The 14859-nt window shown below is 72.4% G+C and carries 12 protein-coding genes and 1 pseudogene; 7 read left to right on the top strand and 6 right to left on the bottom strand.

Annotated features, from left to right (window positions below; genetic code table 11):
• Window positions 1-7: 7 nt before the first annotated feature.
• The 3 genes from CFW40_RS08110 (at window position 8) to CFW40_RS08100 (ending at window position 3997) form a co-directional block, all read left to right on the top strand.
• Window positions 8-586 carry a TerD family protein gene (locus CFW40_RS08110; protein ID WP_088797146.1) on the top strand — a complete coding sequence of 193 codons (579 nt, stop codon included), beginning with the start codon at window positions 8-10 and terminating at the stop codon, window positions 584-586.
• 115 nt (window positions 587-701) lie between these two features.
• Entirely contained in the window at window positions 702-2795 is a 2094-nt protein-coding gene (locus CFW40_RS08105) for a TerD family protein (protein WP_088797145.1), read from the top strand.
• Window positions 2796-3013: 218 nt separating this feature from the next.
• Window positions 3014-3997: a TerC family protein gene (locus CFW40_RS08100; protein WP_088797144.1), complete on the top strand. Its 984-nt coding sequence runs from the start codon at window positions 3014-3016 to the stop codon at window positions 3995-3997.
• 126 nt (window positions 3998-4123) lie between these two features.
• Here CFW40_RS08100 and CFW40_RS08095 read toward each other — a convergent pair whose 3' ends face one another.
• From CFW40_RS08095 to CFW40_RS08085, 3 genes are all read right to left on the bottom strand, one after another.
• Window positions 4124-4780, bottom strand: a complete 657-nt coding sequence (locus CFW40_RS08095; RefSeq protein ID WP_088797143.1) for an MBL fold metallo-hydrolase — start codon at window positions 4778-4780, stop codon at window positions 4124-4126.
• 9 nt (window positions 4781-4789) lie between these two features.
• On the bottom strand, window positions 4790-5533 hold the full coding sequence (locus CFW40_RS08090; protein ID WP_088797142.1) for a maleylpyruvate isomerase family mycothiol-dependent enzyme: 744 nt from the start codon (window positions 5531-5533) through the stop codon (window positions 4790-4792).
• Between the two features lie 204 nt (window positions 5534-5737).
• On the bottom strand, window positions 5738-7288 hold the full coding sequence (locus CFW40_RS08085; protein WP_088797141.1) for an FAD-dependent monooxygenase: 1551 nt from the start codon (window positions 7286-7288) through the stop codon (window positions 5738-5740).
• A gap of 60 nt (window positions 7289-7348) precedes the next feature.
• Between CFW40_RS08085 and CFW40_RS08080 the strand changes: the two genes are divergently transcribed.
• Both CFW40_RS08080 and uvrA read left to right on the top strand, forming a co-directional pair.
• Complete coding sequence (locus CFW40_RS08080; protein WP_088797140.1) at window positions 7349-8086, top strand: TetR/AcrR family transcriptional regulator; 738 nt, start codon at window positions 7349-7351, stop codon at window positions 8084-8086.
• A gap of 316 nt (window positions 8087-8402) precedes the next feature.
• Complete coding sequence (gene uvrA / locus CFW40_RS08075) at window positions 8403-11378, top strand: excinuclease ABC subunit UvrA (RefSeq protein ID WP_088797139.1); 2976 nt, start codon at window positions 8403-8405, stop codon at window positions 11376-11378.
• Window positions 11379-11453: 75 nt separating this feature from the next.
• On the opposite strand, the gene CFW40_RS08070 is transcribed toward uvrA, so the two are convergent.
• Both CFW40_RS08070 and CFW40_RS08065 read right to left on the bottom strand, forming a co-directional pair.
• On the bottom strand, window positions 11454-12458 hold the full coding sequence (locus CFW40_RS08070) for a carbohydrate kinase (protein ID WP_088797138.1): 1005 nt from the start codon (window positions 12456-12458) through the stop codon (window positions 11454-11456).
• A complete protein-coding gene (locus tag CFW40_RS08065) occupies window positions 12455-13501 on the bottom strand; it encodes a LacI family DNA-binding transcriptional regulator (RefSeq protein WP_088797137.1) in 1047 nt (348 codons plus the stop codon). The genes CFW40_RS08070 and CFW40_RS08065 overlap by 4 nt, the downstream gene beginning before the upstream one ends.
• 180 nt (window positions 13502-13681) lie before the next feature.
• On the opposite strand from CFW40_RS08065, the gene CFW40_RS08060 reads away from it, so the two are divergent.
• Window positions 13682-13927, top strand: coding sequence for an alcohol dehydrogenase catalytic domain-containing protein (locus CFW40_RS08060; protein ID WP_371127305.1), 246 nt, complete (start codon window positions 13682-13684; stop codon window positions 13925-13927).
• 22 nt (window positions 13928-13949) lie between these two features.
• Entirely contained in the window at window positions 13950-14363 is a 414-nt protein-coding gene (locus tag CFW40_RS08055) for a Rieske (2Fe-2S) protein (RefSeq protein ID WP_088797136.1), read from the top strand.
• A gap of 34 nt (window positions 14364-14397) precedes the next feature.
• Here CFW40_RS08055 and CFW40_RS37930 read toward each other — a convergent pair.
• Window positions 14398-14774: pseudogene (locus tag CFW40_RS37930) on the bottom strand (hypothetical protein); the annotation flags it as partial.
• Between the last annotated feature and the right edge of the window lie 85 nt (window positions 14775-14859).

The raw sequence follows: 14859 nt of genomic DNA, 5'->3' as shown, positions 1-14859 counted from the left end.
GACGGGCGTGTCGGTCAATTTGTCCAAGGGGCAGGGCATCAGCCTGCAGAAGTCCGACGGCGGGAGTCTGACCGCGGTGCGGATGGGGCTGGGGTGGCGTTCCGCGCCGCGCCGTGGCCTGTTCGGCCGGCGGACCAGCGAGATCGACCTCGACGCCTCGGCGGTGCTCTTCGCCGACAAGAAGCCGATAGACGTCGTGTTCTTCCAGCACCTGGTCAGCGACGACGGCGCGGTCCGGCACACCGGCGACAACCTGGTCGGCGGGGCGGGTCAGGGCGGCGACGACGAGGCGATCCTGGTCGACCTGGCGCGGGTGCCGGTGCACATCGACCAGATCGTGTTCACCGTCAACTCCTTCACCGGCCAGACGTTCGCCGAGGTGCAGGACGCCTTCTGCCGCCTGGTCGACGAGACCACGGGCCAGGAGCTGGCCCGGTACACCCTCACGGGCGGCGGCAACTACACCGCACAGGTCATGTCCAAGGTGCACCGCGCCGGCAACGGCTGGCAGATGACCGCCATCGGTGAGCCCTCCGTCGGCCGCACGTTCCAGGACCTCGTGCCGGCGATCCTGCCGCACCTGTAGCCGGCACCACCCTCCGGCCACCGCCGCGGCGGCGCGTACCGGGCCGCGCCGCGAACCCCTGGGCCCGCGCCCGGGGCAGGACCCGGGCATGCCACAACCACCAGGGGGAACCACGATGACGGCCGAGCTGGTCCGGGGGCAGAACCATCCACTGGACCGGACGCGGGTCGAGATCCGGGTGACGGCGGGCTCTCCCGTCATGGCCGGGGTCGCCCTCGGCGACGAGCAGGGCAGGCTCGCCGGCGCCGAGGCGGTGGCCCACCCGGGCGCGCCGCGGCGCACCGGCATCGAGGTCCCCCGTCAGGCGGCCGCCGAGCACCGCATCGCGGTGGACCTCGACGCGCTGCCCGCCGCCGTCCACCGGGTGAGCGTGCTGCTGGCGCTGACCGGCGGGACCGGCCTGACCACCTTCGGCCCGGCCGCCGCACCCGCCGTCACGGTCACCGGTCTCGACGGCACCGCCCTCGCCCGCTACACCGTCACCGGCCTGGGCGCCGAGTCCGCCGTCGTCGCCGTGGAGCTCTACCGCAGGCAGGGTGGCTGGAAGGTACGCGCCGTGGGCCAGGGCTACGCCGGCGGTCTCACGGCCATGCTGGGCGACCAGGGCCTGCCGCAGGCGGCGGAGCTGGCCGCGGAGATCGAGGAAGCGGTCGGCCGGGGGCAGGCCCGTGCGGTCCCGGCGCCCGACCCCGTGGCGGTGAGCCGGTCCGAACGGCCCGGGGCCGGCCCGGCCGCCGCGGCCCGGCCGTCCTCCCCGCATCCTCCCGCATCTGACGGCCCGGCAGCCTCCGGGACCCGACCCGGAACCGGCCCCGGAACCGAACCCGAAAACGTCCCCGGGACCGCTCCCGGGGCCGGAGCGCAGGCCGGAGCCGGGACCCCCGGCAGCGCGGCGCCCGCGCCCGTGGGCGGCGCCCGCGTCGACTACCGTCACCCGAAGCGCCGCAGCACCCTCGCCCCGGCCGGTCCGGTCCCGGCCGCCCCCGCCCCGGCCGCAGGCCCCGCGTCGCCCGCCGGCCCCGCGTCGCCCGTGGCCGGTGACGCCGCCGGCTGGAGCATGGAGGAGCGGCTCTACAACCAGGTCTGGGGGATGTTCGAGGATCTGGCCCGCTCGGTCGCGGCCTACCGCAGCGCCTCGGGCTTCGCCGAGTCGCGCCTGGAGCAGGAGCTCGACCAGGCCCTGTCCGACCCGCGCAACCGCCTCGGCACGGCCGCCGACGAGGCCCGTGCCGCCGCCCGCGACAAGCACGCCGCCCTCGTCACCCAGGCCCGCGCCGCCCTCGACCGTGACCTCGCACAGCTCGCGGCCGAGTCGGCGGTCGTCGAGCCCGCCCTGCCGCCCGCCTTCGCCCGCTGGGACCACCCCGTCTGGCAGGGCCACCACGCCCCGTCCACGCGTCCGATGGCCTTGCGCCTGGGCGATCTGCACCTCCCCGAAGTGCTGGACCTGCGCATTCCCATGCTCGTACGCCTCCCCCTGGAGCGCGGGCTGTGGGTCGACAGCGGGCCCGATTCCTATGCCGCGGGCAGCGGCCCCGACCCCGGGCGCGACATCCCCCGGCGGGAACTGGGCAGCGCACTGACGGACGGGCCGCCCGACGAGGCCGACCTGCGCCGGCTGGCCATGGAGACGGCTGTGGCCATCGCCGCCCGGCTGCTCGCCATCCACCCCGCCGGTGACTTCTCGGTCCAGGTCATCGACCCGGGCGGCACCGCCGCGCCCGCCCTCGCGCCCTTGGTGGAGAGCGGTGTGCTGCCCGCCGCTCCGGTGCCCGGTGTCCAGGGCGTGACCGCGGTGCTGGAGGCGCTGACGCGACGGGTGGACCTCGTCCAGATGGCCGTGCGCCACCGCGCGGCGGACTCGCTCCCGCCGGATCTCGACCCCGCCGACCAGCTGCTGATCGTGCACGACTTCCCGCACGGCTTCGACGACCGCGCGCTCACCCGGCTGCGCTACCTGGCCGATGAGGGGCCGGCCGTCGGCGTGCATCTGATGCTGGTCGCCGACCGCGCCCAGGCCCGGGACCATGGCCCGGTCCTCGACCCGCTGTGGCGCTCGCTGCTGCGGATCACACCCGTGCCCGATGCCCATCTCGCCGACCCCTGGGTCGGTCATGCCTGGACGTACGAGCCGGCGCTCGCCCCGAAGGGGAGTCAGGTGGTGCGCCAGGTGCTGAGCCGGGTAGCGGCCGCTCGCCGACCATCCTGACCAGGCCTTTTGCCTTTTTCTTTACTATCTATTGCCTTTCCTTTACGCTTCTTGGTGCGGAGGGGAGTATTCCCGCTACGACGTACCCGTCATCACGGACCGGGAGTGTGCTGCGGTCCCGGGGCGTCGGCCCCGTTCCTCCATGCGGCGGAGCGGGGCGGAAGAGACCTCCGGCAGCGACGACGCTGTAAGTGCCGTACGACTCTGCCGGAGGAGCAGTGGACGTTTCCCTGAACCTGTGGGTGCTGACCATCCTTGGTCTGTGCGCCCTGATAGCCGCCGATTTCTTCATCGGCGGACGCAAACCCCATGAGGTCTCCCTCAAGGAGGCCGGCATCTGGACCGGCGTCTGGATCGCGCTCGCCGCGCTCTTCGGGCTCGGGCTGCTGGTCCTCGGCGGCACCGCGCCCGCCGGTGAGTTCTTCGCGGGCTTCATCACCGAGAAGTCCCTGAGCGTCGACAACCTCTTCGTCTTCGTACTGATCATGGCGAAGTTCGCGGTCCCGGCGATCTACCAGCAGCGGGTGCTGATGGTGGGTGTGCTGATCGCGCTGGTGCTGCGGGCCGGCTTCATCGGCGCGGGCGCCGCGATCATCGCCAACTTCTCCTGGATCTTCTACCTCTTCGGCGCGTTCCTCATCTGGACCGCGTGGAAGCTGATCAAGGAGGCCCGCGCAGAGGAGGAGGACGAGGAGTTCGAGGAGAACCGCTTCCTCAAGCTGGTCGAGAAGCGCTTCCCGTCGACCGACGCGTACCACGGCACCAAGCTGTTCGTCGTCGAGAACGGCAAGCGGCTGATGACGCCGATGCTGATCGTCATGCTGGCGATCGGCACCACCGATGTCCTCTTCGCGCTGGACTCCATCCCGGCGATCTTCGGTCTCACCCAGGACCCGTACATCGTCTTCACCGCCAACGCCTTCGCCCTGATGGGTCTGCGGCAGCTGTACTTCCTGATCGGCGGCCTCCTCAAGAAGCTGGTGCACCTCTCGTACGGCCTGTCGGTCATCCTGGGGTTCATCGGCGTGAAGCTGGTGCTGCACGCCCTGCACGAGTCCGCGGTGCCCGTTCCGGAGATCAGCATCCCGGTGTCGCTGGGCGTCATCTGTGCCGTCCTGATCGTCACGACGGTCACCAGCCTGCGTGCCTCGAAGAAGCAGGCCGCGGCCGACGCGGCGGCCAAGGAGCGCATCGACGCCTGAGGCCGGTCCGCACGGCGCACGCGCGCCCGGTTCCGCTCCTCACCGGAGCGCGAACCGGGCGCCGTCGTTCGTGGTGGAGGCCCCTGGGGGAGTACCCGCGGGACCCCGCGCTGTGCCGTTCCCGCGTTACCAGCCGCGCTGGTGCCACGCGGCGAGGTGCGGCCGCTCCGCGCCGAGCGTGGTGTCGGCGCCGTGGCCCGGATACACCCAGGTCTCGTCGGGAAGCTCGCCGAAGAGCTTGCGCTCCACGTCGTCGATCAGGCGGGTGAAGTTCTCGGCGCTGCCGAAGGTGTTGCCGACGCCACCGGGGAACAGGCAGTCCCCGGTGAACAGGTGCGGGGCACCGTGCGGGTCGTCGTAGACCAGCGCGATGCTGCCCGGTGTGTGTCCGACCAGATGACGCGCGGTCAGCTCGACCCGGCCGACGGTGAGGGTGTCGCCGTCCTCGACCAGCACATCCGTGGGGACGGGAATGCCCTCGGCGTCGTACCGCCCCGCGTAGGTCCGCGCCCCCGTCGCGTCGACGACCTCGCGCAGCGCGCCCCAGTGGTCGCCGTGCCGGTGTGTGGTGACCACGGATCCGATGCCGCTGTCGCCGATCAGCGCGAGAAGGGTGTGCGGTTCGGCGGCCGCGTCGATCAGCAACTGCTCATCGGTCGCCCGGCACCGCAGCACATAGGCGTTGTTGTTCGTCGGACCGACCGCGACCTTCGAGATCATCAGGTCGGTCAGCTCGTGCACGTCGGCCGGTCCGCCGACCTTCACTGCTCCGCTGTAGCCCATGGGACCACTCTAGAGCGGCGGCACCACGGGCAGGACGGAGCCGTGACTGTCGAGTTTGCCGCTCTCGCCACGGCCGGTGAGCCAGCCCACCAGCGCGACCGCGGAGCCCGTCACCACCACGGGCCGGTCCCCGGCGCCCGGCCCGGTGGCGAGGCGGCCGGTGTGCCACCGGCGGCCGTCGTCGGACCGCAGCTCCAGCGGGGGCAGCTCCGGGTGACCGGCGAACTTGACCGTGGCCAGGAAGGCCAGTTGGCGCTCGACGAAGTCGGGGGAGAGCTGGTCGAGGGTGTGGCCCACGCCGAGGTCGACATGGTGGAGTTCGAGCTCGGCCAGCCGGCGCAGCGGCAGCCGGTCGGCCCGTTCGACGACGTTGTTGCGCATCTCGACCTGGTAGGCGCGGCGGTCCCGCGGCAGGGCGTCCATCGCCTTGTCGAACCGCGCCGCGGACTCCCTGAGGTCGTCCAGATGCGCCGCCAGCGGGCGGTCGGCGCCCCGCTCGATATCGGCGGCACGCGCCTCGGGGCCGGCGTACATCGGCGTGGGCACATCCGTCCGCGCCCAGGTGAGGAGGTTGCCCAGGGCGTCCGCGTTGCGGGCCAGATGGGCAAGGACATGGCCGCGGGTCCAGCCGGGCAGCAGCGACGGTTCGCCGATCGCCGCGTCGTCGAGTGTGCTCACCGAGACGAGGAGCCGGTCGGTGGCCTCTCGGACCGCTGCCACATCGTGCGGGAAGTCGGGCGGGGTGAGGGTCATGGTCCGACGCTAGCGCCGCCGGGGCGGGTTCGGGAGTGGGCCGGCTCCGATCGAGGGGTACGCGGGCGGAGCGGGCGGCGCACGGCAGCCGGAAGGATCCGCCGGTCCGCGTCGCCCGCCAGACGCAGGGATCACGAGCGGGGTCAGCGGCCGTGATCCCTGCAGCCAGGGCCTGTCTTCACCGTCCCGTCGTCCGCCCGGAGGTCAGGCCGCCGCTTCGGCGGGCGTCCCGAACCAGAGCCGGAGCGCGGCGTCCAGCCCGTCCGGACCGCCGGGGGTGTCCACCGCCCAGGCGGTGGTGCCGTCGGGACGCACCAGCAGGCCGGCCAGACCGGGCCGCCCCGGGCAGTCCACCGTGAGCACCCGTATCCGGTCGCCGTATCCGGCGGCCCTCCTGCACAGCTCGGCGTCCCCGGCGAGGTCGAGCAACAGCCCCTGCCCGCCGTGCAGCTGGTCCGCGAGCCGGGTGCCGTCACCGAGCTCCAGGTCGGGCGCGCTGCGGCCGGTCAGCGGATGGTCGCCGGGCAGGTCGTAGCGCTGCCGGACGCCGGAGATCTTCTTGGCGAAGAAGGTGGTGGCGGCGACCGTTTCGGTCAGTTCGGCGATCACCCCGCGCAGCGCCATGGCGTGCGACTCCGGCCGCATCAGCGCCACTTGGGCCCGGGTCCACTCCAGCACCCATGCCCCCAGGGGGTGCCGCTCGGCCGTGTAGCTGTCGAGCAGGCCCTCCGGCGCCCAGCCGTGCACCGTGGCGGCCAGCTTCCAGCCGAGGTTCATGGCGTCGCCGATGCCGAGATTCAGCCCCTGGCCGCCGAACGGCGAGTGGACGTGCGCCGCGTCACCGGCGAGCAGCACCCGCCCCGACCGGTAGTCGGGCACCTGGCGTGCGTTATCGGTGAACCGGGTCGCCGAGTGCACCGCGTGGATCGTGACGTCCTCGACCCCGGACACCTTCCGCAGGGAGGCCTGCAACTCCTCGGCGGTGACGGGGGCTTCGCGGTCCGCCGGCGGTCCGTCGAACTCCACGGTGAGGATCCGGCCGGGCACCGGCCCGTGGGCATACGTCCCCGTCCGGGTGAAGTTCCAGCCGGCGCCCAGGGCCTCGGCGCCGGTCATCTCGACGAGGGCCTGACGGCCGGTGATCTCCGGGGCCGTACCGGGGAAGGGGAAGCCGGCGAGCCGGCGGACGGTGCTGCGGCCGCCGTCGCAGCCGGCCAGCCAGCCGGTGCGCAGCGACCCGTTCGAGGTGTGGACGTGCACACCGTCCTCGCCGGCGTCGAAGCCGGTCAGGGTCACCCCGCGGCGCAGGTCGACGCCCAGCTCGGCGGCGCGGGCGCCGAGCAGCCGCTCCAGGGCCTCCTGGGGTACGAGGCCGACCTCGGCGGCGGGCCCGGGGCCGTCGAAGTCCGGGTCCGCCTCGTCCAGCAGGTCACCGCGCAGCATGAGGCCCGCGAAGTGCCCGGCGAACCTCGGTGGCTGCTTCACCCCGGTGGCGCCGGCGGCCTGGCGCTGCCGCATGAACGAGCTGACCCTGTCGTAGGCGTCGCGCTGCGCCGCCGCCAGGCCGGGCAGCATCCCGCGCCGGTAAAGGGCCTCTGCCGTGGGGGAGTTGACCGACCCCGCCTTGATGGTCGTGTCCACGCCGGTCAGTCGCTCCAGGACGACGACCGACACGTCTGCCAGTGCGAGTTCGCAGGCGAGCATCAGCCCCACCGGACCGCCCCCTGCCACCACTACGTCTGCGTCATGCTTCATGGACGTAAGTGTAGTCACTATAAGTTTGTTGTGACTAAAAACAGGTCTAACATTCCGGCCATGAAGGATGGCGTGACGAGTGAGGTGCCGGGTGAAGAGCGGCACGGCGGAGACGAGGCGGGTCCTCGCGGCCGGTGGGAGGAGACCGGTTTCACCGAGGACGACGGGCGGCTGACGCTGCGCGAGCGCAAGAAGCTGCGCACCCGGCAGCGGATCTCCGGCGAGGCCACGCTGCTGTTCATCCAGCGAGGCTTCGACAACGTGACGGTCGCCGAGGTGGCCCGCGCCGCCGAGGTGTCCACGATGACGGTCTTCAATTACTTCCCGCGCAAGGAGGACCTGTTCCTCGACCGGATCCCCGAGGCCCGGGAGTTGATCATCCGCGCCGTCCGCGAGCGCGGTGCGGACGAGTCACCGCTCGCCGCGCTGCGCCGGCTCGCTCTCGGGCTGCTGGCGGAGCGGCATCCGCTGGCCGCCGTGGGGGAGGGGTTCGAGCACTTCTACCGGACGGTGCTGGACTCGCCGGCGCTGCGCGCGCGGGGCCGGGAGGCGGTCGAGGAGATGGAGAGCACACTGGCCGCGCTGCTGGCCGAGGCCGCGGGCGGCGAGGCGGACCGTCCCGGCCCGGACGCCCGGCTGGCCGCGGCGCTGATCGTCGCGGGGATCCGGGCGGCGGGCGCCGAAGCGGTGGCCCGGCAGCTCGGGGGTGACCCGGTGGACGAGGTGGCCGTTGAACAGGCGGAGGTGCTGCGGCGCACCTTCGATGCGCTGGAGCGTGCGCTGCCCGGTGTCTCCTGAGGGGACTCCCCGCGGTGTGCGGGGCCGCGGGGGGTGTACGGGGCGTGAGAGTCGTACGGGGAGTACGGCGGGCGCGGGGTGTATGGCGGCGCGGGAAGATTGTGGGGCCGCCACACGTTCGGGTGAAGAGGGCTTGCGAACCCCTAAATCGAATGCGCGTGCTATAGGCTCGTGTGTGGCATCCCCAAGACAGTGCCGCGGCGGGCCCCATACCCTGGGGCGGGGGCTCCGCTCCGCTCCGTCGCCTCTGCTCACCCACCGCGCGGCGGACGCAGAGCCGCGGCCCCCGCCCCCTCCAAGAAAGGTGCCGACCGGCGTGGCCGACCGTCTCATCGTCCGTGGCGCTCGCGAGCACAACCTCAAGAACGTCTCGCTCGACCTCCCCCGCGACTCCCTCATCGTCTTCACGGGGCTCTCCGGGTCGGGCAAGTCCTCGCTCGCCTTCGACACGATCTTCGCCGAGGGGCAGCGGCGCTATGTCGAGTCGCTCTCCTCCTATGCCCGGCAGTTCCTCGGGCAGATGGACAAGCCCGATGTGGACTTCATCGAGGGCCTGTCCCCCGCGGTGTCGATCGACCAGAAGTCGACGTCGCGCAACCCCCGCTCGACGGTCGGCACGATCACCGAGGTCTACGACTACCTCCGTCTGCTCTTCGCGCGGATCGGCAAGCCGCACTGCCCCGAGTGCGGGCGGCCGATCGCCCGGCAGTCGCCGCAGGCGATCGTCGACAAGGTGCTCGAACTCCCCGAGGGCAGCCGCTTCCAGGTGCTCTCCCCCCTGGTGCGCGAGCGCAAGGGCGAGTTCGTCGATCTCTTCTCCGACCTTCAGACGAAGGGCTACAGCCGGGCCCGGGTCGACGGGGAGACGATCCAGCTCTCCGAGCCGCCGAAGCTGAAGAAGCAGGAGAAGCACACCATCGAGGTGGTCGTCGACCGCCTCACGGTCAAGGAGTCCGCCAAGCGCCGGCTGACCGACTCCGTCGAGACCGCCCTCGGGCTCTCCGGCGGCATGGTCATCCTCGACTTCGTCGATCTGGACGCCGACGACCCGCAGCGCGAGCGGATGTACTCGGAGCATCTGTACTGCGCCTACGACGATCTCTCCTTCGAGGAGCTGGAGCCCCGCTCCTTCTCCTTCAACTCGCCCTTCGGCGCCTGCCCGGACTGCACCGGCATCGGCACGCGCATGGAGGTCGACCCCGACCTGATCGTCCCCGACGAGGACCGCTCCCTCGACGAGGGCGCCATCCACCCCTGGTCGCACGGCCACACCAAGGAGTACTTCGGCCGTCTGGTCGGCGCGCTGGCGGACGCCCTCGGATTCCGTACGGACATCCCCTGGGCCGGGCTGCCGGCCCGCGCCAAGAAGGCGCTGCTGAACGGCCACAAGACCCAGATCGAGGTGCGCTACCGCAACCGGTACGGCCGCCAGCGGGCCTACACCACCCCCTTCGAGGGCGCCGTCCCGTTCGTCAAGCGGCGGCACTCCGAGGCGGAGAGCGACAGCAGCCGGGAGCGCTTCGAGGGCTATATGCGCGAGGTGCCCTGCCCGACCTGCGAGGGCACCCGGCTGAAGCCGATCGTGCTCGCCGTGACGGTCCAGGAGCGGTCGATCGCCGAGGTCGCGGCCATGTCGATCAGTGACTGCGCCGACTTCCTGCGGGACATGAAGCTCACCGCCCGCGAGAAGAAGATCGCCGAGCGGGTCCTCAAGGAGGTCAACGAGCGGCTGAAGTTCCTGGTCGACGTCGGCCTGGACTACCTCTCGCTGAACCGCGCGGCCGGCACCCTCTCCGGCGGCGAGGCCCAGCGCATCCGCCTCGCCACCCAGATCGGCTCCGGCCTGGTGGGCGTGCTCTATGTCCTCGACGAGCCGTCGATCGGCCTGCACCAGCGCGACAACCACCGGCTGATCGAGACCCTGGTGCGGCTGCGCGACATGGGCAACACCCTCATCGTCGTCGAGCACGACGAGGACACCATCAAGGTCGCGGACTGGGTGGTGGACATCGGCCCCGGCGCGGGCGAGCACGGCGGCAAGGTCGTGCACAGCGGCCCGATGAAGCAGTTGCTGGCCACCAAGGAGTCGATCACCGGCCAGTACCTCTCCGGCAAGAAGGCCATCGCGACCCCGGACATCCGGCGGCCGGCCGACCCGTCGCGGCAGCTGACGGTCCACGGCGCGAAGGAGAACAACCTCCGCGACATCGACGTCTCCTTCCCGCTCGGAGTGTTCACCGCCGTCACCGGCGTCTCCGGATCCGGAAAGTCGACGCTGGTCAACGACATCCTCTACACCCACCTGGCGCGCGAGCTGAACGGCGCCAAGTCGGTCCCGGGCCGGCACACCCGGGTGGCCGGCGACGACCTGGTGGACAAGGTCGTGCATGTCGACCAGTCGCCGATCGGCCGGACCCCGCGTTCCAACCCGGCCACCTACACCGGCGTCTTCGATCATGTCCGCAAGCTCTTCGCGGAGACGATGGAGGCCAAGGTCCGCGGCTATCTGCCGGGGCGCTTCTCCTTCAACGTCAAGGGCGGCCGCTGCGAGAACTGCTCCGGCGACGGCACGATCAAGATCGAGATGAACTTCCTGCCGGATGTGTATGTGCCGTGCGAGGTCTGCCACGGTGCGCGCTACAACCGGGAGACCCTGGAGGTCCACTACAAGGGCAAGTCCATCGCCGAGGTGCTGGACATGCCCATCGAGGAGGCGCTGAGCTTCTTCGAGGCGGTGCCGACCATTTCCCGGCATCTCAAGACGCTCAACGAGGTCGGCCTCGGGTACGTCCGGCTCGGCCAGTCCGCGCCGACGCTCTCCGGCGGTGAGGCGCAGCGCGTCAAGCTGGCCAGCGAGCTCCAGAAGCGCTCGACGGGCAGCACGGTCTACGTCCTCGACGAGCCGACCACCGGTCTGCACTTCGACGACATCAGCAAGCTGATCAATGTGCTGTCCGGCCTGGTGGACAAGGGCAACACGGTGATCGTCATCGAGCACAACCTCGATGTGATCAAGACGGCGGACTGGGTCGTCGACATGGGCCCCGAAGGCGGCAGCGGCGGCGGCCTGGTCGTCGCCGAGGGCACCCCGGAGGGCGTCGCGTCGATCCCGGCCAGCCACACCGGCAAGTTCCTGCGGGAAATCCTCGGCGACCGCGTCAGCGATGCCGCGCCGGTGGGGACCACCGCGAAGAAGACGGTGGCCAAGAAGGCCGCGGCACAGAGGCCGGCCGCCAAGAAGACCGCGGCCGCGGCCAAGAAGACGACGGCCCGGTCCCGCAAGGCCACCTGATACCGCCGGACGTCTCCTGCCGGGCCGTCACCGCTCTCCGTACGGGGACGCGGTGGCGGCCCGCTGCTGCACTTCCTACGCCGCCAACTCCGTGGCGAACGGCGGTTCTGCCCCCGCGCGGGAGCAGGTGACGGCGGCCGCGCGGGCGGCGAAGCGCAGGATGTCGCGCCAGTCGTCGTCGCCGAGGGCGGCTACGGCGGCGTACGAGAGGGCGTCATGGGCGTCCAGGCGGTGCAGGAGCGCGGCGTTGACCGTGTCGCCGGCTCCGATGGTGTCGACGACGGTGACCCGCTCGCCGGGGACCGTCAGCTCACCGCCGCCGCGCCTCAGCACCGTCAGACCGTCGCCCCCACGGGTCAGCACGATCGCGGCCGGCCCTGCCGCCAGCCACTCCTGCGCCGCCGCGACGACCGCCTCCCCTGTGCCGCCCGGCGCCGCGCCGTCCCCGGCCCCGGCCAGCCACAGGGCATCCTCCTCCGACAGCTTCAGCAGGGCGAGGTCGGGGAGCCAGGAGAGGAAGCGGGCCCGGTAGGCGTCCGGATCCGGGATCAGACCGGACCGGATGTTGGGGTCGAGCGCCGTGAAGACACCGCGCCGGGCCTCGCGCCGCAGCAGGGACTCGTACGCACTCGCGCCCGGTTCCAGGACGAGCGAACAGGTGCCCAGGGAGAGCGCACGGACCCCGGCGGGCAGCGCGGGCGGCAGGGTGAAGAGCCGGTCGGCGGTGCCGTCCGCATAGAAGCCGTAGCCCGCCGACCCGTCCGCGCTGATGTCCGCCACGGCGAGGGTGGTCGGCTCGCTGCCGCGCTGTACCAAGGAGGTGTCGACACCGCCGCGGGCCAGCCCCTGGAGCAGCGCCTCGCCGAAGCTGTCGGTTGAGATCCGGGAGCAGAACGCGGCCGGCGAGCCCAGCCGTCCCAGCGCGACCGCGGTGTTGTACGGGCCTCCGCCGCGCCGCGGCAGCAGCGCCGGCAACCGGCCGTCCGGGGCGGGGGCCGCTCCCGTGCCCTCCAGCGAGGGGGGCGTGTCCTGCGGGCTGGGGACGAGGTCGATCAGCGCCTCGCCGGCGACGACGATCACGGGAGGGGGTTCCTTTCCTGGGCGGCCGGGGGCGTGGCCGGGGCGGTTTCGGCGCAGCCGCACGACGTACGGTGCACAAAGGTGCAGGGGAGGCGGACGGTGCGCGGGGGCCGGTCCGGCTGTGCCAGGCGCTCCAGCAGCAGCCGGACCGCCGCCGCCCCGATGTCCTTGCTGGGCTGGGCGATCGCGGTCAGCCGGGGCGTGAAGAGATCGGCCCACGAGAAGTCGTCGAAGCAGGCCAGCGCGATATCGCGGGGCACGTCCAGGCCGAGTTCGCGCAGCGCCCGGAGGGTGCCGATGGTCATCGCGTTGTTGGCGGTGATGAGCGCGGTGGGCGGTTCGGGGGCGGCCAGCAGCTGGCGGGTGGCGTCCTGGGCGCCCGCCGCCTCGGAGTTGCCGCCGGCGAGGAGTTCGGGCGCGAAGGGCAGGCCGCAGGCGCGCAGCCCCTCGCGGTAGCCCTGGACCCGCTCGGTGGTCGTGCTCAGGCCGGGCAGGCCGGCGACCAGACCGATCCGGGTGTGCCCCAACGCGGCCAGATGCTCCACCAGTTGACGCACCGGGCCGGTGTTCTCGGCGCACACCTGGTCGTGGTCGTCGCCGACCAGCCGGTCCAGGAACACCGTGGGGACCTCACGGCGGGCCAGGTACTCCACCATCCCGGCGGGCTCCGCGGACGGCGCCACGATCATGCCGTCCACGCGTCGCTCGTGGAGCAGCTGGACGACCTTGCGCTCGTGCCGCGGGTCGTCGTGCGGATCGGTGATCAGCAGGCTGTAGCCGGCCTCCAGGGCGCCGGCCTCGACACCCTGGAGGATCTCGGTGAAGTACGGGTTGCTGATCGCGGAGACCGCCAGGCCGATCGAGCGGGTGCGGGAGGTGACCAGGGAGCGGGCCAGGGTGTTGGGGGTGTAGCCGAGCTCGTCGATCGCGCCGAGCACCGCGGCACGGGTGTCGGGCTGCACCGGACGGGTGTCGTTCAGCACATGCGAGACCGTGGCGACGGAGACCCCCGCACGCCGTGCCACATCCGTCATCGTCGTCATCCGGCTCTTCCTCCCCGAGCGTGCGGCACCCCGTCGGCACCGCGGCCTGCCACGGCCCCGTCCCGCGAAGTCCACCACATTACGAGCACTCGACCGCAAACGTAAACGCTTGCGTAAGCGTTTACGTCCAAGCTGCCTTCCCGGCATCGCCATCCCGCACGACGTCGTGAGGAGGCGCCGATGCGCGCTCTCGTGGTCACCGCCCCGGGCAAGGGGGGCAGCACCGCTGTCACCGAGCTGCCCGATCCCCGCCCGGAGCCCGATGAGGTGGTCGTGCGCGTCACGTCCTGTGGGCTGTGCGGCACCGATATGCACCTGCTCGGCGGTGAGCTGCCCGCCGCGGTCTATCCACTGGTGCGGGGACGCCCGGCCCGGCCGGAAGCGGAGCGGTCTGTGCCGGTATCGTCGGGAGCCGCCCCCCACTGATGCCGTGACCTCTGGAGCAGCCATGAGCCAGCCCCCCGCCCGACGGACCGTGCTGCGGGGGGCCGCGCTCGCCGGCGCCGCCGGCTTCGGCCTGGCGGCCTGCTCGCCGGGGGACTCGGGCGCGAACGCCCCGGCGAAGCCCGCCGAACCGGTCGACCTCGGGTCCGCCGCCGCGGTGCCGGTCGGCGGCGCCAAGCTCTACCGCGAGGACCGGCTCGTCGTCTCGCAGCCCGCCAAGGGCACGTACAAGTGCTTCAGCGCCAAGTGCACCCACGCCGGCTGCATCCTGGCCGAGGTCGAGAAGAAGGAGGGCAGCTGCCCCTGCCACGGCAGCCGCTTCGACGTCACCACCGGCAAGGTCATCCAGGGGCCGGCGGCCGAACCGCTGCCCGAGGTCCCGGTCAAGGCCGAGGGCGGCAAGCTGATCGCGGGCTGAGGCTTGGGCCCGCCGGCGCCGCCGGGGCTCACCCCCGCTCGTGATGGCCCACGGTGCGCAGCCCGCCGTCCGGGGGGCCTCCAGCTCGGCGAACAGCCGCTGCAGGGCGGTGGCGGGCGCCACCAGCCAGCGGTACGACCGGGCGGGCGGCCGACCGGCCTCGGGACGGGCGCCGTCCGCCGGGATCAGCAGCCGGTGCAGCGAGTACGCCGGCCGGTCGAGGACTTCCTCCAGCGCCCGCACCGCCCGCAGCGACTCGGGGCGCCGCGGCCGCCGTGCGCCCTGCTGCCGGTAACTCACGCTGGTCACCCCGATGGTGACGCCGCGCTGGGCGAGCTTGTGCCGGACGCGGGTGAGGGCGAGCCCCCGTTCGGTGAGCGCGGAGCGCAGCGCGATGCGCCCGGGCAGCATCCGGGCCGCAACTCCGTCTTCGGCCGCGCGCAGGGCACCGCCGGTCCCCACGGCCGAGCCACCCTCGGCACCGTGCCGAACGCCT

This window comes from Streptomyces sp. 2114.4, assembly GCF_900187385.1.
GTDB lineage: Bacteria > Actinomycetota > Actinomycetes > Streptomycetales > Streptomycetaceae > Streptomyces > Streptomyces mooreae.
This window is presented reverse-complemented; position numbering and strand designations above follow the sequence as displayed.